The following is an 18,629-nucleotide window of genomic DNA, read 5'->3' as shown; positions in this document are numbered from 1 at the left end:
GCGGTCGCTGCCGCCACCACCGCGCGACGGGCGGTTGCCGGCGCGGGCGGCGGCGTTCTCGGCGCGGACCTCGGCGATGTTCTTGACGTCGCCCTTGTAGATCCAGACCTTCACGCCGATGCGGCCGAACGTCGTACGGGCCTCGAAGAAGCCGTAGTCGACATTCGCGCGGAGCGTGTGCAGGGGCACACGGCCCTCGCGGTAGAACTCCGAGCGGGACATCTCGGCGCCGCCGAGACGGCCACCGCACTGGATCTTGATGCCCTTGGCGCCGGCCTTCATCGTGCTCTGCATCGACTTGCGCATCGCACGACGGAAGGAGACGCGGGAGGACAGCTGCTCGGCGACGGCCTGGGCCACCAGCTGAGCGTCCACCTCGGGGTTCTTGACCTCGAGGATGTTCAGCTGCACCTGCTTGCCGGTCAGCTTCTCCAGCTCGCCGCGGATACGGTCGGCCTCCGCGCCGCGGCGGCCGATGACGATGCCCGGCCGGGCGGTGTGGATGTCGACGCGGACGCGGTCACGGGTGCGCTCGATCTCCACCTTGGAGATACCGGCGCGCTCCATGCCCTTCGTCATCATCCGGCGGATGGCGACGTCTTCCTTGACGTAGTCCTTGTACAGCTTGTCGGCGTACCAGCGGGACTTGAAGTCCGTGGTGATACCGAGCCGGAACCCATGCGGGTTAACCTTCTGGCCCATTACCGGGTTCCTTCCTTGCTGCTGACGACCACGGTGATGTGGCTGGTCCGCTTGCGGATCCGGTAGGCGCGGCCCTGGGCGCGCGGACGGAACCGCTTCAGGGTCGGGCCCTCGTCGACGTACGCCTCGGAAATGACGAGGCTGTCGGCGTCGGTGTGGTCGTAGTTGTGCGCGGCGTTGGCAATGGCGCTGTCCAGCACCTTGCCGACCGGCACGCTCGCGGCCTGCGGAGCGAATCGCAGGACCGCCTGAGCCTCCGTGGCGCCCATGCCACGGATGAGGTCCACCACGCGGCGGGCCTTCATGGGCGTGACGCGGATGTACCGCGCCTGGGCCCTGGCTTCCATGGTTGTCCCTTCGGTGTCTGTCTGAGTCATTCGCTTGCTCCGCTGATCAGCGACGACGCGACTTGCGGTCGTCCTTCTCATGGCCGCGGAAGGTGCGGGTCGGCGCGAACTCGCCGAGCTTGTGGCCGACCATCGACTCGGTGACGAACACCGGGACGTGCTTGCGGCCGTCGTGCACCGCGATCGTGTGGCCGAGCATGGCCGGGACGATCATCGAGCGGCGGGACCAGGTCTTGATGACGTTCTTGGTGCCGGCTTCGTTCTGGACATCCACCTTCTTGCTCAGGTGGTCGTCGACGAAGGGCCCCTTCTTGAGACTGCGCGGCATCTAAACCCGCTCCTAGCGCTTCTTGTTCGTCTTGCGGCGGCGGACGATGTACTTGTTGCTGGCCTTCTTCGGCGAGCGAGTACGACCCTCCTTCTGACCCCACGGGGAAACCGGGTGGCGGCCACCGGAGGTCTTGCCCTCACCACCACCGTGCGGGTGGTCGACCGGGTTCATCACGACACCACGCACGGTCGGGCGGACGCCCTTCCAGCGCATACGGCCGGCCTTGCCCCAGTTGATGTTCGACTGCTCGGCGTTGCCGACCTCGCCGACAGTGGCGCGGCAGCGGATGTCGACCAGGCGGACCTCACCGGAGGGCATGCGCAGATGCGCGAAGGAGCCCTCCTTGGCCAGCAGCTGCACGGAGGCACCCGCGGAGCGGGCGAACTTCGCGCCGCCGCCGGGCCGCAGCTCGATGGCGTGGATCGTGGTACCGACCGGGATGTTGCGCAGCGCCAGGTTGTTGCCCGGCTTGATGTCGGCCCCGGGGCCGTTCTCGACCCGGTCGCCCTGCGTCAGACCGCGCGGCGCGATGATGTAGCGCTTCTCGCCGTCGGCGTAGTGCAGCAGCGCGATACGCGCGGTGCGGTTGGGGTCGTACTCGATGTGTGCGACCTTCGCCGGGACGCCGTCCTTGTCATGACGGCGGAAGTCGATCACGCGGAACGCACGCTTGTGACCGCCACCCTGGTGGCGGACCGTGATGCGGCCGGCGTTGTTACGACCACCCTTGCTGTGCAGCGGGCGGACCAGCGACTTCTCCGGCGTGGACCGCGTGATCTCGACGAAGTCGGCGACGCTGGAGCCACGACGGCCCGGGGTCGTCGGCTTGTACTTGCGGATACCCATTTCTCAGTCCTCGGAAGATTCCGGACTTCTGGACGCTCCGATCTCCGCTAGGAGACCGGGCCGCCGAAGATGTCGATTCGGTCGCCCTCGGCGAGGGTCACGATGGCGCGCTTGGTGTCCTTGCGCTTGCCGAAACCGGTCTTGGTGCGCTTGCGCTTACCCTGCCGGTTGATCGTGTTGACCCCGGTGACCTTGACCGAGAAGACCGCCTCGACGGCCTGCTTGATCTGGGTCTTGTTGGCGCCGGGCGCGACGATGAACGTGTACTTGTTCTCGTCGAGCAGCGCGTAGCTCTTCTCGGACACGACCGGCTTGACGAGAACGTCGCGGGGGTCCGTGAAGGTCTTGCTGGTGACAGCGGTCGCCTCACTCATCAGGCGGCGCTCCCTTCGGTCTTCTCAGCGGCCTTGGGACCAGCCACGAAGGACTCGAAGGCGGCCTTGGTGAAGACCACGTCATCGGAGACGAGCACGTCGTACGTGTTCAGCTGGCCCGGCTCCAGGATGTGCACCTGGGGCAGGTTACGGGCGGACAGCCACGCGGCCTCATCGCTCCGCTCGACGACCAGGAGCAGGTTCTTGCGCTCGCTGATCTTGCCGAACAGGGTCTTGGCGGCCTTGGTGGAGACCTCGCCCTCGATCACGCCGGTCACGACGTGGATACGGCTGTGGCGCGCCCGGTCCGAGAGGGCACCGCGCAGCGCGGCGGCCTTCATCTTCTTCGGGGTGCGCTGGCTGTAGTCGCGCGGCACGGGGCCGTGCACGACGCCACCGCCGGCGAACTGCGGCGCGCGGGTCGAGCCCTGACGGGCGCGGCCGGTGCCCTTCTGGCGGTACGGCTTCTTGCCACCGCCACGGACCTCGCCGCGGGTCTTGGTCTTGTGCGTGCCCTGACGGGCAGCGGCCAGCTGGGCGACGACGACCTGGTGGATCAGCGGAATGCTGACCTGCGCGTCGAAGATCTCCGCGGGGAGCTCGACGGTCCCGGCCTTGTCGCCTACCGGCGAAAGGATGTCAATGGTGCTCATCGGTTACCTCAGGCCCCCTTGGCCGCGGTACGGACCAGGACGAGGCCGCCGTTCGGACCAGGAACCGCTCCCTTGATCAGGAGCAGACCCTTCTCCGCGTCAACGGCGTGGACGGTCAGGTTCTGGGTGGTGACCCGCTCGTTGCCCATACGGCCGGCCATGCGCAGGCCCTTGAACACGCGGCCCGGGGTGGCGCAGCCACCGATGGAGCCCGGCGAGCGGTGCTTGCGCTGGGTGCCGTGTCCGGCGCCCAGGCCCTTGAAGCCGTGGCGCTTCATGACACCGGCGGTGCCCTTGCCCTTGCTGGTGCCGGTCACATCGACCTTCACACCGGAGTCGAACACCTCGGCCTTGACCTCCTGGCCGAGCGTGTACTCGGAGGCGTCGGCGGTGCGCAGCTCCACCAGGTGGCGGCGCGGGGTCACATCGGCCTTGGCGAAGTGGCCCTTGAGGGGCTTGTTCACCTTGCGCGGGTCGATCTCGCCGAAGGCGATCTGGACGGCGTCGTAGCCGTCCGAATCAGCGGTACGGACCTGGGTCACGACACAGGGGCCGGCCTTGACGACGGTGACGGGGACGATGCGGTTGTTCTCGTCCCACACCTGCGTCATGCCGAGCTTCTCGCCCAGGACGCCCTTGATCTGCTTAGCCATCTCGCGCGTCACCTCAGAGCTTGATCTCGATGTCGACGCCGGCCGGCAGGTCGAGACGCATGAGCGAGTCGACGGTCTTCGGCGTGGGGTCGAGGATGTCGATGAGGCGCTTGTGGGTACGCATCTCGAAGTGCTCGCGCGAGTCCTTGTACTTGTGCGGCGACTTGATGACGCAGTACACGTTCTTCTCTGTGGGCAGCGGCACCGGGCCCGCGACCGACGCACCAGTGCGGGTCACCGTCTCGACGATCTTCTTCGCCGAGGAGTCGATGACCTCGTGGTCGTAGGCCTTGAGCCGGATGCGGATCTTCTGTCCCGCCATGGCTGCTTCGTAGTCCTGTCTCTCGTAACGCTCCGGAACCCGGTCGGTTTCCGTCCTTCCCCGCCTCACCTCCGACCCACGCGGTCGGGCGTGTCGCGCCCCCTCCGGCAAATCGCGGCATGCGAGATCCCTTATGGAAGAGGGTTGTGGGGGAAGAACACCCACCGGGTGCCTGGCCGGGGCCCCGCTGACACTTCCCGGAAGATTCCCGTACGTCCGCCCCTGATAAGGGGCGACGAGTACTGTGGGACTCGCTTCCGGTCCTCCCGGCGGGAGGCGCGCAGCATCGGCACTCAACCGAGCAACCCGGATAGTCTGCCACACGGGGCGTACCAGATGCCAATTGGGAAGCGGTGAAGCGTACCCCTGACGGGGGGCTCTTCAAACTCGGCGCGCGCCCGAGGCCGGGGCACGGGTTCGGGATGTCACCGAATGTGACTCCGGGCACAACAGGACCCAAGACCCAACCGGTGCCGATCTCCGCGCGTCTCTCTCCAGGGGAACACACGACGCATTCGCACTCCGGGGCACCGGCATGCTCACGCGGCATGCACACGAGGCCGATCCACCCGCCCCGCTGACACCCCCTGGAAGCGCCCCCATGACCTCCACCGCGCAGGCCCCCAAGCAGACCCGCGGCCCGCGGCGCGCCCGGAGCACCCGCCCCCGAAATATGGCGGTGGCGCTGGCGGCCGGTGTGGCCCTGATCGCCGGGGTCGTGTTCGCCTTACGCGATGACGGCGGTGACGGCAAGGGCGCGCCCCGTGCCGCGGACCCGACAGCCCTGCCGCCCGACGCCATCTCGGCCACCTCCAGACCCCCTCGCCCGGGCTCCCCCGCCACCGCGACCGGCGAGTTCGTCACCGCGAAGTCCTCCGGCGCGGTGATCGGCAAGGGAAGCGATCTGCGCCGGTTCAAGGTCATGGTGGAGAACGGCACCGGCATCGACGCGAAGCGGGCCGCGGCCGAGATCTCGGCGATCCTCGCCGACAGGCGCGGCTGGACCAGGGACGGCACGCACTCCTTCCAGCTGGTCGCCGACGGCCCCTCCGACTTCGAGGTGAAGATCGCCACCCCGGACACGGTCGACGAGATCTGCGGCGCCGTGGGCCTGGACACCCATGGCGAGGTCAACTGCGACGCCGGCACCCAGATCATGGTCAACCTCAAACGCTGGAACACCGGCTCCCCGGAGTTCTCCGGCCCCATCAGCGGCTACCGGGCGCTGATCGTCAACCACGAGGTCGGCCACCGCATCGGCCACGGCCACGAGACCTGCCCGGGGAAGGGCAGGCGGGCGCCGGTGATGATGCAGCAGATATACGGGCTGAAGGGCTGCGTCGCGAACGAGTGGCCGTACAGCGCGAAGGGCCGCTACATCGAGGGCCCGGCGGTCCCGTGACGACTACATGTGATCGATCTGGGTCAGGTCGATGTCGATGGTGAAGGGAACGGTCAGCTTCAGCCGCTCGTGATGGATGCCGGTGATCGCGTAGGACTTGGTCACTGGGTCCAGCTCGTAGGTGTGCACCACGGGGTGTTCCCGCTCACCCGCCATCTCGACCAGCCAGAAATGCGGAATGCCGGCGGCAGCGTATTTGCGGGGCTTGGTGTCGCGGTCCCGGTCCTCGGAGTCCGGCGAGACGACCTCCACGGCGAGCACGACGTCGGCTGCTTCGTACCGCGTCTGCTTTCGGCCCCGCCATGCTTCCGCGTGCAGCACCACGATGTCCGGCTCTGGGGCGTTACGGGGCCCCAGCACGACTGTCATCTCCCTGCGCACCAGGAACTCGTCCGGCGCCGTCGCACGCAGCCCATACGTCAGAAGATCCGTTGCCAAGGTATGGAAATCCCGCTGCGGGCTCACGAAGACCAAGCTCCCGTCGATCAACTCAGTGTGCGGCGGGAGGTCGGGCAGATTGAAGAGATCGTCCACGGTGTAGCCGTCCGGCGGCGGCACGGGCCAGGTGTGCAGCGGTTCGGCGGTCATGATTCCTCCCATGGACGAGATCTTCGACCGTGTTCCCAAGGTAGCGCCCCCAGATACGACGAAGCCGCACATACGGAGGAACCGCAGTGCACGAGGTTGACCCATTTAGTTTCAGGCGAAACCGTATCGAATGAGCGGACAGCTGTAGCGTGGACTCATGACCGCCGACGCTCCCCGCCGAACCACCGCCTCGCGTGCGACCGACCGCCCCGGGGACGAATCGCCTTTCGCTCTCGGTCTGCTGCTCCGCCGGGCGCACTGGCGCGCGGCCTCGGTGATGACGGAGGCGCTTCGGCCGCTCGGCATCGAGTTGCGGCATTTCGCCGTGCTGATCGAGCTGGTCAACCGCGGGGCCACGGTGCAGCGCGACCTGGCGGCGGCAACCGGGTCGGACAAGGCGGGCATCATGCGGGCCGTGGACGACCTGGAGCGCAAGGGGCTGGTCGTACGGAACTCTGTTCCGGGGGACCGGCGGGTACGGGCGGTGGAGATCACGCCTCAGGGACTCGAACTTTTCGAAGCGGCTCATACGGCGGCGGAGCCGCTGGCCGAGCGGCTGGTTGCCGGACTGGGTCCTGGCGAGCCCGAGCGGCTGACGGATCTGCTGACCCGGTTCGCCCATCCCCCAGCCGCCGAGGCGTAAGCGCGCCCGTGCACCGGTTACCCGCCGGCCGCACGGGCGCGCCTCGTCTCACGCGGCTTTCGCGGCGAAGCGCTCCGCGAGTTCCTTGGCCATGCCGGCCGCTTCCTCGAAGGCGCGCTCGCGGGAGGCCTCGTAGAGGGGGACCAGTTCCGACATGGCCGGGTTGCGGGGGGCCATGGTGAGCTCAGCGACGATGAAGTCGACGTCCAGGCCGAGGGCGCCCTTGAGTACGGTCCCCAGGTAGTTCAGCACGAACTCGAAGCCCTCGCGCGGGGTGCCCGGCGCGTAGGAGCCGCCGCGGCTGGCGACGACGGTGACCGGGGTGCCCTGGGCGGAGGGGGCCTCGCCCGCGGTGCGGCCCATCAGGAACACGTTGTCCAGCCACGCCTTGAGGGTCGACGGGATCGAGTAGTTGTGCATGGGGGCGCCGATCAGGACTGCGTCCGCCTGCTCCAGTTCCTCGATGAGCTTCTCGCGCGCGGCGAACGCGGCGGACTGCTCCGGAGTGCGCTCGGACGGGGCGGTGAAACCAGCGGACCAGCCGTCGGCGGTGATGTGCGGCACAGGGTCGGCGGCGAGGTCGCGGTAGATCACCGTGCCCTGCGGGTGCTGCTCCTCCCACGCCTTACGGAAGACGTTCGCGATCGAACGGGACGAGGACGCCTCGCCGGGGAGCACGGACGAGTCGATGTGCAACAGCGTGACCATGGACTTTCTCCAAAGAGTGGTGCCCGAGGCAGGGAACCCGGGGCTGAGGATTCGCGCTCGATATTAGTTACGGCCGCGACGGTATCGAATGATACGATTGCGAGTGTAACGGAGACGGACACGTCGAGCAGCTGGGAGGCAGACGAATGGACGTCTATGAGGCAGTCACGAGCCGACGAGCGGTGCGCGGATTCACGGACCGGCCCGTGCCGGGGGAGACGCTGGAGCGCGTGCTCTCCGCCGCGGCCTGGTCGCCGTCCGGGTCGAACATTCAGCCGTGGCACATCTACGTGCTGACCGGCGGGCCGCTGGCCGAGGTCAAGAAGCGCGCCTGCGAGCGCCTGGCCGCAGGCGACCCCTGGGACGAGCCGGAGTACGAGCAGTACCCGCCCGCACTGAAGCCCCCGTACTGCGAGCGCCGATCCGCCTTCGGCGAGCAGCGCTACGGCGCGCTCGGCATTCCGCGCGAGGACCTGGCGGCACGTCAGCGGGCCGCTTCCGCGAACTGGGCCTGCTTCGGCGCACCCGCCGCGCTGTTCTGCTACATCGACCGCGGCATGGGCTCACCCCAATGGGCCGACGTCGGCATGTATCTGCAGACCGTGATGCTGCTGCTCCGCGCCGAAGGGCTGCACAGTTGCCCTCAGATGGCATGGGCGAAGTTCCACCGGAGCGTCGCGGAGGTCGTGTCACCCCCCGACGAGCTCATCCTCTTCTGCGGCATGTCGATCGGGTACGAGGACGCCACGGCGGATGACGCCCGCACGGACCGGGCGCCGCTCGATGAGACGGTCACGTTTGTGGATGGCCGCTGAATGCCACGAAGCGGGTCCAGGCGTCCGGGGTGAACGCGAGTTGGGGGCCCTGGGGGGCGGTCTTGGAGTCGCGGACGTGGATGGTGTCGGGGGTGGCGGCGACCTCGACGCACGACGGGCCGTCGTCCGTGCTGTAGCTACTCTTGGCCCAGGCGACCTCGACGCAGTCAGGGCCGTCAGGGGTGCTGTAGCTGCTCTTTATCCACTCAAAGGGCTTGAGTGTCATGTCTCTCCCCGCATTTTGTCGATGAAGGCCAGCGACTCTCGTGGCGTGAGAGCCTGCGCCCGGATGCTCCCATAACGGATGTCAAGGATCTGAGCCTCTTTGGGATTTGCGATTACGCGACTGACGAGCTGAATCTCGTTGTGCCCTACCGTGGTGCCGTCCTTGAGCCTGAGCAGGCGGAAAGAACCGTCGAGACCGGTGTTGTCCTCGCGGCTCAGCGGCAGGACCTGGATGTCCACGTTCCGCAACTGGCCGACCTCCAACAGGCGTTCGAGTTGCCTTCGCATCACCATTCTGCCCCCGATGGGGCGACGCAGCGTCGACTCACACTGCACAAAGCTGAAGACCGGTCGCGCCGTGGAGTCATCCACGATCTCCTGGCGGGCCATACGCGCGGCCACTCGCCTCTCCAGCTCATCCGCAGTGAACGGCGGCCGTCGCGTCATGAACGACGCCCGCGCGTACTCCTCAGTCTGCAAGAGCCCCTGAATGACGGAGTTGTTGTACGCGCACAGCTCGACCGCCTCCGCCTCCAGCTTCGCCAGATCCCGCACTTTCTTCGGATAGCGCGCCTCCGCGACGTCCTTCTTCATCGCCGCGATCTTGCCGCCCGCCCCCAGCACCTCATCCGCGCCGTCCAGGAACTCCGGCCGAGGAATCCGCCGCGCCCGCTCGACAGCCGAAACCAACTCCTCCCCGTAACCGATCGCCGTCCCCAACTCCACCTGCTTCAGCCCCGCTGCCTCACGCCACAGTTTGATCTGGCGGCCGACCGCCCTCATCACCGCAGCGCTGTCGTCATCCCACTCCTGATCCATGCCCCACCTCCGTGGTCCGGCTGTGCTCAACGCACCCACCCGGGACGCGTCACGGCGTACGGACCGGACAAGGCCGGACCACCACCGGACGGTCACCGTCCGTATCGGCGTCGCTACTTTTCAGCCTAGATGCACACGGCCACGCTGAGTGACATGAGCGAACATTTCACTCGAACAGACACTTCCGTTTCCGCCCCGGCCGCCCTCCGCTTCGCCGTACTCCTGTCCGCCACCCGCAAAGGCGCCCGCCTCGCCCGGCTGCTCGCGACCGAGCAACTGCGCTCCTGGGGGCTGCCGTTCGAGACGGCCGCGCTGGTCATCGCCGAGCTGGGGGCGAACGCCGCGTTGCACAGCCGCGTACCGGGCCGGAACTTCCGTCTCACGCTCACCGTCACCGGCGACACCCTCCGCATCGAGGTACGGGACCCGTGCCCGGAACGGCTGCCGACCGTCCGCCGCCCAAAGGGGGGTACGAACGACCCCGGCGAGAACGGCCACGGACTGCTGCTCGTAGAGGAGTTGGCGGACCGCTGGGGCGTCGTACCCGAGCTGATCTGCAAGACGGTCTGGGCCGAACTCGCCCTCCCGCCCCTGACCTAGTCCGCCCTGCGGCAGCTCAGGCCAGCGCGAGTGGCGTCGTGAGGACGACGGAGCGGCTGGACAGCACCAGCAGCAGATCGCCCACGGTGGCCATATTGCTGAGCCCCAGCTCCGAAACCGGGACCGTACCGGGGAGAGCTCGGGAGGCGACGCCCAGCAGGTGAAGCGTGTCGTCCTCGCCACGCACCGCGAGCAGTGCCGACGCGTCGTCCGGGGCGATCTGGTCGAGCACCGCGCTCAACCTGTCCTGGACGACCGCACACACCACCGCCAGCCGGTCCCGCTCACTCCGTGGCAGCCGTGCATACCGTCCGCATGGTCGCCGGCTGCCGCAGCGCGTCCTCCAGCGCGCGCATCACTGCCGTGCGCTCAGCCCGCCATTCGTCCTGGACACAGAAAAGCTTCACCAGCGGCAGACCCTGATCCAACTCCCGCTGCCACTGCGGCAGCATCAAGTCGATCAGCAACGCCTCCTCACGGAGGGGCGCACTCGCCCCCTCCCCGACGCCGATCAGGTTGAGCCACTGATTGCCCTCGGCCCAGCGCCATACCTGCGACCGTCCCACCGAGCCTTCGGGCTCGGGAAACGGCTGGTCGCCGCGTCGCTCGCCGCCGACCCACTGGAGCACGTTCTGCCTGCTGCGTCCGGTCCGCTCGGCGATGTCCCCCACACCCACCAGCTCCGGGTCCAGCCGGATGATCCGCAGGGCAGGCAAGGCCCGGCGCAGGCGACAACAGGCCCTTATGGGGTACGGCGCGGGTCTCCCTCAGGAAGCGGACACAGCGCGGCGCGCGCCGCTATCCTGCGGGCCGCACGGTCGGCGTTCTGCGGCGTGCCCGGCACGGGAATGGTCAGGCAGCGCCCCTCGCACGGGCAGTACAGCCGCCCCCAGTGCCCCTCCTTCCTGATCGTCCATCCCCGGGCCACGCCCCAGCGGCGGCACCGAAGCCCGGAAAGACGGTCCTCGGTGGCCCGTACGCCTCGGCCGCGGGCGATCAAAGACAAAGAACCCCTGGAAAGAACCCACCCAACCCAACCAAACCTCACCCCCGTCACCCACGCGGGTGATTCCGCCCGACCGGGCTGGCGCTCAAGCGGTTCGGCGGGGCAGGCTCGGGCTCGACAACCCCAGACATGCGACGGCCCCCGGCCGGGACTCGCAATCCCGATCGAGGGCCTGACCACCGAGGAAGTAGGCGCTTCCCCAATGGCTGAGCAGCAGCTTAGCGCGCGCCCGCGCGCCCGTTCCGTGGTTCGCCGATCCGCAGGCGGCGTCACTCAGATCAGTGATTACCAGCCCAAGCGATACACGATCATCGGCGATCACCTCACCCAGAACCACAACCTCTCGCTGACCGCGATCGGGCTCGGCGCGCACATCCAGTCGCTGCCCGACGGGGCCGCCGTGGACATCCGCACGCTGGCCGGGAAGTTCGCGGAAGGGCGGGACCGGATCGCCGCCGCGCTGCGGGAGTTGGAGGAGTGCGGGTACATCAAGCGGATCCGGGAGCGTACGCCCGAGGGACGGATCGTCACCCGGACGCTCTCGTACAACGTCCCCAGAGCCACCGGCACCCGCCGTGCGGCCGAGCCCGTAGCCGCGCCGGTCGCCGAGCGGCCCGCCCCGCTCGCGCCCGAGCGCGTCGTACGGCCCCCGGTAGCCATCCCGCCACCGCCGCCGAGCAGCGACGCCGCCCCCACGCCACCGCTCCCCCAGCCCAACGCGCCCGTCCCTGAGCGCCACCGCTCCGCCGCCGCGCTCCTCACCGAGCTGCGCCGCGACGACGCCCGGTTACTGCTGCCCGAGCGCGACGTACGGCGCCTCGCGCCCGCCGTCGCGACCTGGCTGGAGCGCGGCGCCGCCCCCGACTCCGTACGCCGCACCCTGGCCACGGACCTCCCGTCGGACCTGCGCCACCCAGCCGCCCTGCTCGCCCACCGCCTCACCGCGCTGCTCCCGCCACCTCTCCCCGCGGCCAAGCCCAGATCGCACCCAGCCCCGATCGTCCCCCTCCAGAACTGCGACGGCTGCGACCGCGCCTTCCGCGCCCCACGCCCCGGCCGCTGTCGCGGCTGCCGCGAGGCCGAGGATGCGGCATGACACGTCAGGCGGTTTCGAGGATGCAGTGCTCGTCGAAATCTGATGCATGCCGTGCGACAACGCGATAGTCGGCATCGTCATGCAGGACAACCAACCCATGGTGGGCCGCCGTAGCGGCGATCATCAGGTCCACCGGCGAGGCGCTGCGGTGCTCCCCAGCCTGGGCCATGCGGTGCTGTACCGCGCCAATCCACCGGCCCGCGCTCTTCGGCACCGACACCTCTGGGTAAAGGTCGGTGAACATCTCCGTGATTTCGTTGTACTCACGCATGTTCCGGGCGCTGTACAAGAACTCTGCGCGCTGCGGGTAACAGGACGCAATGGCCCCGGCATCGATCGCGTCGTACCAGGCCGACTGCAGTTTCGGCTCGCGGAGCAGCCGGACGAGTCCCGACGTATCGAGGAGATACATCATCGACTGCGCTTCTCCACCCGATGCAGCGCCTCTGCGTCCTCGATCGCGCCCCACTCACGCGCACGCTCGAAGTGCCGGGTGATGCGGGCCGCACGCTCCTGCTGCTCGGCGTAGAAGTGGAGTGCGAGATTGACGGCTTCCTTCTTCGTCCTCACCTTGGAAAGCTCCATGGCTCGCTGCAGAGCGTCATCATCGATGTCAATTTGCGTCACAGACATGCCGCACCTTCCACGATGTTGGTTATGTACATAGCAGTGTACTTGACCAACATGCTCATCGCCCGATGGCTCAGACCCGTGCTCCGGTGGCCGCGTCCAGGGCATAAACGGCTTCTTTGTTCTTGCTGGTCACGTACAGCACCTTGTCGCCGATCCGCAGAGAACCGCCGCTGATGTCAGAGGTCCACTTCTTCGTACCGGTGGCCGCGTGGAGCGCCTGGACGCGAGGGTTGTCGGCGGTCTTGCTGACGTACACCACCTTGTCGGCACCCACCAACACCTGACGGTCAGGGCTGGTGATCGACCACTTCGTCTCCCCCATGGCCGCGTCCAGGGCATACAGCTGATCACGTCCGCGTACGTACAACGTCCCACCGACTGCCGTCAGCGTGCCGAAGCCCAGGTCGTCTGCGTCTTCCGGGAGCACGGACCACTTCTTCTTCCCGGTGGCAGCATCCAGCGCATGCACCTGCCGGACATCAAAATCCTTGGCGGAGGACCCGACGACATATGCCACGCCGCCGACCACCTCCGTGCCCATGTGCGCACTGGAGACGCCGCCCGCAAATTGGTTAGTAGGACTGACGAACTCCCATTTCCGCGCGCCCGTGGCCACGTCCAGCGCGTACATGGTGATGGGCTCGACGACCGTACGGGTGTACACCAGCCCGCCGGCCGCCCATAGCCGATCGGCCCAGCGGCCGGTGAACTCCCACTTCTTCGCACCCGTGGCCGCGTCGAGCGCCCGCATGTCGCCCTTGTCGTCGAGGTAGACGTGCACCGCCCCGTCGTCCGGTGCCAGATACTCCTTGACGCCGCCGATTCCGCGTCGCGTGGCCCACTTCTCGGTCCCGGTGGCCGCGTCCAAGGAGTGAATGGCGTCATCGGCCGAGACGTACACCTGCGCCGCCCCGCCGACCGTCGCCAACCAGGAGACGCTGTCACCGGGGGCGAAATCCCACTTCTTCTTTCCGGTGGCCGCGTCCAGGACGCAGAGTTTGTCGTCCGTGCCGTTGACGTACACCGCTCCGCCGATCACCGCCGGAGGCGGGACGTTCAGGGATTCACCCTCCTTGGCGCCGGCTTGGCCGTAGCCCCCGTCCTTGAGGGGGCGGGACCACTTCTTCTTCCCGGTGGCCCCGTCCAGCGCGTACACCGTGGCGTCCTGGTCGTCCTGCCCCTTGATGTACACCACCCCGCCGTCCACCACCGGGGGTGAGAGCTTCTGGCCACCGGCGGCGAACCATGCCCCGGCTGCCGACGTCCCGCGGTTGGGAGACTTCCCGTCGTCGGAAGACGTCCCGTTGTCGAGAAGGGCGAAGCCGGCCGGGATGCCCGCACCGGCCACGATGGCGGCGCCACCGAGCCACAAGGCCCTGCGCCGGGTGACGAACGCTGGGCGGCGTGGGATTGGCTGGGCCACGCGCGTCGGCGGTGGCCCGGCCGTCGCGGTGGGTGCGTCCGCCGTCGCGGGCGACGCGGGGCCGGCGGGTGGGGTGTCACTGGGGCCCCTGCTATCCCTGGCGCCCCTGCTGTCCCCGGCATCCCTGCTGTCCCTGGCGCCCCTGGCATCCCCGGCCTCGGCGGTGTGCGTGGCCATGTCGTGCAGGCTCGGGCCGGAGGCCGCCGCGAACGAGAGGGCGCGGAGGCGGTCGTGGACCCGGGCCGCGGAGGCCGGCCGGTCCTCGGGCGCCTTGGCGAGCAGTTCCATGACGAGGTCGTCCAGGGCCGCCGGCACCCCGGACCGGATCCGGCCCGGGGGCACCGGTGCCTTGTTCAGATGGGCGCTCATCATCGACGCCGCGCTGGTGGCGTCGAACGGAAGCTTCCCGGTGAGCAGTTCGTGGAGGACACAGCCGAGGGAGTACAGATCCGAGCGCGCTTCGCCGGAGTGCCCGTCGAACCGCTCCGGCGGCATGTACGGGAACGTCCCCATCACCTTGCTCGACGGCAGCGCCTCCATGAACCGCGCGATGCCGAAGTCGAGAATCTTCACCCGCCCGTCCGCCGCCAGATGCAGGTTCGCCGGCTTCAGATCCCGGTGGATGACGTCCGCCTCATGAGCCCGGGCCAGCCCGGCCGCCACCTGCGCGATCCAGTCGACCACGGTGGGCACCGGTGGGGGGCCGTCCTCGCGGAGCACCGAGGCCAGGTTCCGCCCCTCGAGCAACTCCATGACCAGGAACAGCGACCCCTCCGCCTCGTCCTCGCCGAAGTCGTGCACGGTGACCACGGCGGGATGGTTGAGCGCTCCGGCGGTGTTGGCCTCGCGGCGGAACAAGTCGGCAGCGGCGGTGTCGCCTCTGTCGTGCGGAAGCAGCTTGACCGCCACCCGCCGCCCGATCACCCGGTCGCGGCCCTCCCACACCTCGCCCATACCGCCGCGGCCGACGAATCGCACCAACTCGTAACGCCCGACCAGAACCCGCGCCACCATTCGTGCCCCCCAAGCGGAATGAGCGAAGCGTAGCGGCCAGGCGCCAAGGGCGCAGCCTTCGGGCGGGTGCCGTCTCGGGCCTGACCAGGCATGGCCGTGGAGATCGCGCGGGACGGGCCGCTACACCGCCGCCAGCCGCCGGTCGAGGAAGTCGACGACCGTACGGGCCAGCGCGACGCGGTGGTCGGACAGGGCGTGGTCGCTCGGGAAGACGTGCTGTTCCAGGTGGGGCACCGGGTGTGCCTCGTAGGCCTTCACCAGCGGCTCGTGGTGGACCTCATAGGGCGTCACGGGGTCCCGGCTGGTGCCGACGAGCAGCACCGGGCGGTCGGCCAGGCGCGGGGCGAGGCGGGCCAGGCTCCACGCGTCCCCGGCCGCCTCCATCTCGGCGACGAGCGCTTCGCCGCTGGTGCCCCGCAGCGGCAGCAGCTCGCCGTCGAAGTTCTCCCTCCACGTACGGCGCACCGCCGGGTCGGTGAGCGTGGGGGCGACCGTGCCGAAGTCGAAGCAGGAGACGGACGCGACCGCGCCGATCGTGGGGTCGCTCGCGGCTGTCATCAGGGCCGTGAAACCGCCGAGGCTGTGGCCGACGAGGGCCAGCCGCCCCGGGTCGAGCCGGTGGGCCCGCGCGACCGAGTCCGTACGGATCGCGGCGGTCACCTGGGCGGCGTCCTCGAGCACATGGTTCCAGGACCAGGTGCCGCCCATGCCCCATGAGCCCCGGTAGTGGAACACCAGGGCCGCGTAGCCCGCCCGGCGCAGGGCCTGGGCCAGGTCGAAGTTGCGCTCGTTGCCGGGGAAGCCGTGCAGCACGACGACGGTCGGGTGCGGCCCGGGCCCGGCGGGTATGTGCAGGATCCCCTGCAAGGTCTCGCCACCGCTGGTGAACCGCAGGGCCGGGGTGCTCGCCGCCGGCAGCAGCGTGCTCGACGGGTCGGACACGAGGAAGTCGTCCGTCATCTTGTCTCCACTTTCGCATCCACTTTCGCATCCACTTTCGCCACGTTCGCTGCTCTCGAGCTCCATGTGCGAGATCGAGAAACCCACATGTTTGCCCGGACCGGGCACCCGCAAACCAACTCTTGCCCGATTCGTGACCGACACCATGCCCAAGACGGACAACCTTCCAAGATCACCAACCGTCCCATAGCACGGAGAAGCAGCCGGAGACTTACGTGCTGCGCAAGGGGACGGGGTCACCAGGTTGAACAGTCGATCCGCCGCGCCTGCCGCCACGCGCAGGCAGGCACTCGCCGCGCTGGCCGCTCTCACCGCGGCCACCGCCGCCACCACCGCGGGCTGCAGCGGCTCCTCGGGCGCCTCGCCCACCTCGGCCGTCCCGGCCCGGCCGCTGTCGCCGCGCCCCGCCGAGTCGTTCGCGAACACCGAGAACGCCCTGCTGCTGCAGATCCTCGCCCACCCCGACGACGACCTGTACTTCATGAACCCGGACGCCGAGCACATGCTGACCGCCGGGGTGCCCGTGGTCTGCGTGTACGTCACGGCGGGCGAGGCGGCGGGGATCAACCGGGAGGCCGGTACGCCCCGGCCGGGCGCGGACAAGGCCGCCTACTCCGCGGCCCGCCACCAGGGGCTGCGCCAGGCGTACGCGCAGCTGCTGGGGCTCGACAAGTTCACCCGCTGGCGGCGCTCGGTGCTCGAGCTGCCCGGCGGGGTCACGGCGGAGACGAACGTGCTGGGGAACGGCGGGCGCAGCGTGCGGCTGATCTTCCTCAACATCGCCATGCTGTCCGCGGGGAACGTACGCATCCCCCAGCTGTGGAATCTTCCGGGCATCCTCATGCGTACGCTCATCGCCGCCGACTCCCCGGTCCGCACCCCCAGCACCTACCGCCACCAGACCCTCGTCGACGTGCTCGCCGGGATCATGGACCGCTACCGGCCCACCGTGATCCACACCCTGGACCCCGACCCCGACTTCCAGGTCCACGACGCCACCCACCCCCGCGACAACGACCAGCCGGGCTGTTCCGACCACCGGGACCACACCCCGGTCGCGCTGTTCGCGTGGAAGGCCATCGCGCAGTGGGCGGACGATGTGGCGGGGCGCGAGAAGCGGGCGCCGCGCTTCACGGTCACGTCGTTCCGCGGCTACTACAACCAGCGCTGGCCGCACAATCTGCCGCCCGCCGTGGTCGAGCAGAAGGCCCGCGCCGTGGCGGCGTACGGCGGCAGCCCGCAGTGGGACTGCGGCAACGCGGCGGGCTGCGGCGACTACGGGCAGGGCGGCACCCGGCCGCTGACCAACCGCAAGGGTTGGATCCGCTCCACCCACTACCGCTACCCCAGCGCCCTGCCCACGCCGCTGACCGACCCCGACGGCCGCCTCGTCGCCTACGGCGCGCTGGGCGCACAGGCAGTGCGGTGGCGCGAGACCGCGCCCGGCAGCGGGCGCTTCGGCGCGCCGCAGGGCCTGGGCGGCGGGCCGCTGGCCCCGGCGCTGTGCGCGGTACGGGACGCCCGCGGCCGCCATGTGCTGGTGAGCTTGCGCTTCTCCGCGCTGGACGGCCAGGGGGGCGCCAACACCCGCGAGCTGGTGGCGCTGGAGCAGCGCACCCCGGGCGGGCCGTTCCGGGCCTGGACCGGCCTCGGCACCCCCGACTCCGACCCCGAGCACGGCCGCCGCGTCGGCTGCCCGGCGGCCGTGGCCACCCCGGACGGCCGGGTCCATCTCTTCGTACGCACCGCCGACAAGGGCCTGGCCACCCGGATACGGGACGCGAACGGGGCGTGGGGGCCCTGGCAGTGGCTGGACGGCGGCAGCGAGATCCAGGACGTCGAGATCCAGGACGGGCTGACCGTACTGCTTGACCGGCAGGCGCGGGTCCATGTCGTCGCGGCGGGCCGTGACACCGTGCACCACTGGGCCCAGGACCAGCCCGGCGGCCCGGTCGTGCTCCGGCCGCTCGCGGGCCTGCCGCGGCCGGGCGAGCAGCCGGGCGCGGCGCCCTCCCCGGACGGGTCGATCGCGCTGGTCTACCGCCCGCCCGCCGGTGCGGTGCCGTATCTGCACGATCTGCACGGCGGCGACACCTCCGTACCGCTGCGCCACTTCGAGGGCTACGGCCCGGTCACCGCCCACGCCCTGGCCGCGTCCGGCGGCCGCCAGGGGCCGCTTCTGCTGCTGAGCCGGGATCTGAACGGCGAGGTCCAGGTCCAGTACGGGACGAAGCCCGCGGCCAAACCGCTGCGCCCCCCGAGCCGGCTGGTCCCGGTGGGTACGCCGACGCTGCTGGCGGGCGAGGGCGAGCAGGTGCGCGTGGTGGGCATGTCCCCCGGCGCCACGCCCTGGATCTGGCGGCCCCGCGCCACGTCCCGGGCGTAGCCGCAGTGCCAGTGACTTTGCGGTGAGTATGGGACAGCGACACGCCGACATCACGGCGTGTCGCGGGCGTGCCCGACAGCCTC

At 69.4% G+C, this 18,629-nt stretch carries 24 protein-coding genes; 6 read left to right on the top strand and 18 right to left on the bottom strand.

Going from position 1 to position 18,629, the window contains the following annotated elements; translation table 11 throughout:
* The 8 genes from rpsC to rpsJ all read right to left on the bottom strand — a co-directional run.
* Positions 1-702: 30S ribosomal protein S3 (gene rpsC / locus ACWDSL_RS42955; protein WP_450493836.1), on the bottom strand; the 702-nt coding region annotated here is incomplete at its 3' end.
* Positions 702-1,049 (bottom strand): 50S ribosomal protein L22, encoded by a 348-nt coding sequence (gene rplV, locus ACWDSL_RS42950; RefSeq protein ID WP_039938067.1) that lies wholly within the window; start codon positions 1,047-1,049, stop codon positions 702-704. The genes rpsC and rplV, both read right to left, overlap by 1 nt.
* Positions 1,050-1,095: 46 nt before the next feature.
* Positions 1,096-1,377, bottom strand: coding sequence for a 30S ribosomal protein S19 (gene rpsS, locus ACWDSL_RS42945; RefSeq protein WP_014054167.1), 282 nt, complete (start codon positions 1,375-1,377; stop codon positions 1,096-1,098).
* A 12-nt stretch (positions 1,378-1,389) separates the two neighbouring features.
* Entirely contained in the window at positions 1,390-2,226 is an 837-nt protein-coding gene (rplB, locus tag ACWDSL_RS42940) for a 50S ribosomal protein L2 (RefSeq protein ID WP_450493834.1), read from the bottom strand.
* Positions 2,227-2,273: 47 nt separating this feature from the next.
* On the bottom strand, positions 2,274-2,600 hold the full coding sequence (rplW, locus tag ACWDSL_RS42935; RefSeq protein WP_014178770.1) for a 50S ribosomal protein L23: 327 nt from the start codon (positions 2,598-2,600) through the stop codon (positions 2,274-2,276).
* On the bottom strand, positions 2,600-3,253 hold the full coding sequence (gene rplD / locus ACWDSL_RS42930; protein WP_450493832.1) for a 50S ribosomal protein L4: 654 nt from the start codon (positions 3,251-3,253) through the stop codon (positions 2,600-2,602). The genes rplW and rplD overlap by 1 nt, the downstream gene beginning before the upstream one ends.
* 8 nt (positions 3,254-3,261) lie before the next feature.
* Positions 3,262-3,906, bottom strand: coding sequence for a 50S ribosomal protein L3 (gene rplC, locus ACWDSL_RS42925; RefSeq protein ID WP_450493830.1), 645 nt, complete (start codon positions 3,904-3,906; stop codon positions 3,262-3,264).
* Positions 3,907-3,919: 13 nt separating this feature from the next.
* The gene (gene rpsJ, locus ACWDSL_RS42920; RefSeq protein ID WP_003948644.1) at positions 3,920-4,228 is read right to left on the bottom strand and encodes a 30S ribosomal protein S10; all 309 of its coding nucleotides are present in this window, start codon (positions 4,226-4,228) and stop codon (positions 3,920-3,922) included.
* A gap of 601 nt (positions 4,229-4,829) precedes the next feature.
* Here rpsJ and ACWDSL_RS42915 point away from each other — a divergent pair.
* On the top strand, positions 4,830-5,630 hold the full coding sequence (locus ACWDSL_RS42915) for a DUF3152 domain-containing protein (protein WP_450493829.1): 801 nt from the start codon (positions 4,830-4,832) through the stop codon (positions 5,628-5,630).
* A 3-nt stretch (positions 5,631-5,633) separates the two neighbouring features.
* On the opposite strand, the gene ACWDSL_RS42910 is transcribed toward ACWDSL_RS42915, so the two are convergent.
* Positions 5,634-6,218, bottom strand: a complete 585-nt coding sequence (locus ACWDSL_RS42910) for a Uma2 family endonuclease (RefSeq protein ID WP_450493827.1) — start codon at positions 6,216-6,218, stop codon at positions 5,634-5,636.
* Positions 6,219-6,375: 157 nt separating this feature from the next.
* Between ACWDSL_RS42910 and ACWDSL_RS42905 the strand changes: the two genes are divergently transcribed.
* Complete coding sequence (locus ACWDSL_RS42905) at positions 6,376-6,861, top strand: MarR family winged helix-turn-helix transcriptional regulator (protein WP_450493826.1); 486 nt, start codon at positions 6,376-6,378, stop codon at positions 6,859-6,861.
* Positions 6,862-6,909: 48 nt separating this feature from the next.
* Here ACWDSL_RS42905 and ACWDSL_RS42900 read toward each other — a convergent pair whose 3' ends face one another.
* Positions 6,910-7,569, bottom strand: a complete 660-nt coding sequence (locus ACWDSL_RS42900) for an FMN-dependent NADH-azoreductase (protein WP_450493824.1) — start codon at positions 7,567-7,569, stop codon at positions 6,910-6,912.
* A gap of 146 nt (positions 7,570-7,715) precedes the next feature.
* Here ACWDSL_RS42900 and ACWDSL_RS42895 point away from each other — a divergent pair, with 146 nt between their 5' ends.
* Positions 7,716-8,384, top strand: a complete 669-nt coding sequence (locus ACWDSL_RS42895) for a nitroreductase (protein WP_450493822.1) — start codon at positions 7,716-7,718, stop codon at positions 8,382-8,384.
* Here ACWDSL_RS42895 and ACWDSL_RS42890 read toward each other — a convergent pair.
* Together ACWDSL_RS42890 and ACWDSL_RS42885 are read right to left on the bottom strand one after the other, a co-directional pair.
* Positions 8,362-8,610, bottom strand: coding sequence for a DUF397 domain-containing protein (locus tag ACWDSL_RS42890; RefSeq protein ID WP_450493820.1), 249 nt, complete (start codon positions 8,608-8,610; stop codon positions 8,362-8,364). The two genes, ACWDSL_RS42895 and ACWDSL_RS42890, sit on opposite strands and share 23 nt — an antisense overlap.
* The gene (locus tag ACWDSL_RS42885; RefSeq protein ID WP_450493818.1) at positions 8,607-9,428 is read right to left on the bottom strand and encodes a helix-turn-helix domain-containing protein; all 822 of its coding nucleotides are present in this window, start codon (positions 9,426-9,428) and stop codon (positions 8,607-8,609) included. Before ACWDSL_RS42885 ends, ACWDSL_RS42890 begins: the two co-directional genes overlap by 4 nt.
* 153 nt (positions 9,429-9,581) lie before the next feature.
* On the opposite strand from ACWDSL_RS42885, the gene ACWDSL_RS42880 reads away from it, so the two are divergent.
* The gene (locus ACWDSL_RS42880; RefSeq protein WP_450493816.1) at positions 9,582-10,028 is read left to right on the top strand and encodes an ATP-binding protein; all 447 of its coding nucleotides are present in this window, start codon (positions 9,582-9,584) and stop codon (positions 10,026-10,028) included.
* Positions 10,029-10,044: 16 nt separating this feature from the next.
* On the opposite strand, the gene ACWDSL_RS42875 is transcribed toward ACWDSL_RS42880, so the two are convergent.
* Both ACWDSL_RS42875 and ACWDSL_RS42870 read right to left on the bottom strand, forming a co-directional pair.
* The gene (locus ACWDSL_RS42875; protein WP_450493815.1) at positions 10,045-10,260 is read right to left on the bottom strand and encodes a hypothetical protein; all 216 of its coding nucleotides are present in this window, start codon (positions 10,258-10,260) and stop codon (positions 10,045-10,047) included.
* 52 nt (positions 10,261-10,312) lie between these two features.
* The gene (locus ACWDSL_RS42870; protein ID WP_450493813.1) at positions 10,313-10,744 is read right to left on the bottom strand and encodes a hypothetical protein; all 432 of its coding nucleotides are present in this window, start codon (positions 10,742-10,744) and stop codon (positions 10,313-10,315) included.
* 492 nt (positions 10,745-11,236) lie between these two features.
* Between ACWDSL_RS42870 and ACWDSL_RS42865 the strand changes: the two genes are divergently transcribed.
* The gene (locus ACWDSL_RS42865; protein WP_450493812.1) at positions 11,237-12,130 is read left to right on the top strand and encodes a helix-turn-helix domain-containing protein; all 894 of its coding nucleotides are present in this window, start codon (positions 11,237-11,239) and stop codon (positions 12,128-12,130) included.
* 4 nt (positions 12,131-12,134) lie between these two features.
* Here ACWDSL_RS42865 and ACWDSL_RS42860 read toward each other — a convergent pair whose 3' ends face one another.
* The 4 genes from ACWDSL_RS42860 to ACWDSL_RS42845 form a co-directional block, all read right to left on the bottom strand.
* Positions 12,135-12,545, bottom strand: a complete 411-nt coding sequence (locus ACWDSL_RS42860) for a PIN domain-containing protein (RefSeq protein ID WP_450493810.1) — start codon at positions 12,543-12,545, stop codon at positions 12,135-12,137.
* A complete protein-coding gene (locus ACWDSL_RS42855; RefSeq protein WP_450493808.1) occupies positions 12,542-12,763 on the bottom strand; it encodes a type II toxin-antitoxin system VapB family antitoxin in 222 nt (73 codons plus the stop codon). Before ACWDSL_RS42855 ends, ACWDSL_RS42860 begins: the two co-directional genes overlap by 4 nt.
* Before the next feature lie 70 nt (positions 12,764-12,833).
* Entirely contained in the window at positions 12,834-15,200 is a 2,367-nt protein-coding gene (locus ACWDSL_RS42850; protein WP_450493806.1) for a protein kinase domain-containing protein, read from the bottom strand.
* A 120-nt stretch (positions 15,201-15,320) separates the two neighbouring features.
* Positions 15,321-16,160: an alpha/beta hydrolase family protein gene (locus ACWDSL_RS42845; protein ID WP_450493804.1), complete on the bottom strand. Its 840-nt coding sequence runs from the start codon at positions 16,158-16,160 to the stop codon at positions 15,321-15,323.
* A 244-nt stretch (positions 16,161-16,404) separates the two neighbouring features.
* Here ACWDSL_RS42845 and ACWDSL_RS42840 point away from each other — a divergent pair, with 244 nt between their 5' ends.
* The gene (locus ACWDSL_RS42840) at positions 16,405-18,546 is read left to right on the top strand and encodes a PIG-L family deacetylase (protein WP_450493802.1); all 2,142 of its coding nucleotides are present in this window, start codon (positions 16,405-16,407) and stop codon (positions 18,544-18,546) included.
* Positions 18,547-18,629 lie beyond the last annotated feature (83 nt).

The sequence above is a fragment of the Streptomyces sp. NPDC000941 genome (assembly GCF_053599555.1).
This window is presented reverse-complemented; position numbering and strand designations above follow the sequence as displayed.

What these genes read in the sequence shown, in the direction of transcription:
- rplV (WP_039938067.1), bottom strand. Translation starts at nt 1,049, where the DNA reads ATGGAAGCCAGGGCCCAGGCGCGGTACATCCGCGTCACGCCCATGAAG.
- rpsS (WP_014054167.1), bottom strand. Translation starts at nt 1,377, where the DNA reads ATGCCGCGCAGTCTCAAGAAGGGGCCCTTCGTCGACGACCACCTGAGC.
- rplB (WP_450493834.1), bottom strand. Translation starts at nt 2,226, where the DNA reads ATGGGTATCCGCAAGTACAAGCCGACGACCCCGGGCCGTCGTGGCTCC.
- rplW (WP_014178770.1), bottom strand. Translation starts at nt 2,600, where the DNA reads ATGAGTGAGGCGACCGCTGTCACCAGCAAGACCTTCACGGACCCCCGC.
- rplD (WP_450493832.1), bottom strand. Translation starts at nt 3,253, where the DNA reads ATGAGCACCATTGACATCCTTTCGCCGGTAGGCGACAAGGCCGGGACC.
- rplC (WP_450493830.1), bottom strand. Translation starts at nt 3,906, where the DNA reads ATGGCTAAGCAGATCAAGGGCGTCCTGGGCGAGAAGCTCGGCATGACG.
- rpsJ (WP_003948644.1), bottom strand. Translation starts at nt 4,228, where the DNA reads ATGGCGGGACAGAAGATCCGCATCCGGCTCAAGGCCTACGACCACGAG.
- ACWDSL_RS42915 (WP_450493829.1), top strand. Translation starts at nt 4,830, where the DNA reads ATGACCTCCACCGCGCAGGCCCCCAAGCAGACCCGCGGCCCGCGGCGC.
- ACWDSL_RS42910 (WP_450493827.1), bottom strand. Translation starts at nt 6,218, where the DNA reads ATGACCGCCGAACCGCTGCACACCTGGCCCGTGCCGCCGCCGGACGGC.
- ACWDSL_RS42905 (WP_450493826.1), top strand. Translation starts at nt 6,376, where the DNA reads ATGACCGCCGACGCTCCCCGCCGAACCACCGCCTCGCGTGCGACCGAC.
- ACWDSL_RS42900 (WP_450493824.1), bottom strand. Translation starts at nt 7,569, where the DNA reads ATGGTCACGCTGTTGCACATCGACTCGTCCGTGCTCCCCGGCGAGGCG.
- ACWDSL_RS42895 (WP_450493822.1), top strand. Translation starts at nt 7,716, where the DNA reads ATGGACGTCTATGAGGCAGTCACGAGCCGACGAGCGGTGCGCGGATTC.
- ACWDSL_RS42890 (WP_450493820.1), bottom strand. Translation starts at nt 8,610, where the DNA reads ATGACACTCAAGCCCTTTGAGTGGATAAAGAGCAGCTACAGCACCCCT.
- ACWDSL_RS42885 (WP_450493818.1), bottom strand. Translation starts at nt 9,428, where the DNA reads ATGGATCAGGAGTGGGATGACGACAGCGCTGCGGTGATGAGGGCGGTC.
- ACWDSL_RS42880 (WP_450493816.1), top strand. Translation starts at nt 9,582, where the DNA reads ATGAGCGAACATTTCACTCGAACAGACACTTCCGTTTCCGCCCCGGCC.
- ACWDSL_RS42865 (WP_450493812.1), top strand. Translation starts at nt 11,237, where the DNA reads ATGGCTGAGCAGCAGCTTAGCGCGCGCCCGCGCGCCCGTTCCGTGGTT.
- ACWDSL_RS42860 (WP_450493810.1), bottom strand. Translation starts at nt 12,545, where the DNA reads ATGATGTATCTCCTCGATACGTCGGGACTCGTCCGGCTGCTCCGCGAG.
- ACWDSL_RS42855 (WP_450493808.1), bottom strand. Translation starts at nt 12,763, where the DNA reads ATGTCTGTGACGCAAATTGACATCGATGATGACGCTCTGCAGCGAGCC.
- ACWDSL_RS42850 (WP_450493806.1), bottom strand. Translation starts at nt 15,200, where the DNA reads ATGGTGGCGCGGGTTCTGGTCGGGCGTTACGAGTTGGTGCGATTCGTC.
- ACWDSL_RS42845 (WP_450493804.1), bottom strand. Translation starts at nt 16,160, where the DNA reads ATGACGGACGACTTCCTCGTGTCCGACCCGTCGAGCACGCTGCTGCCG.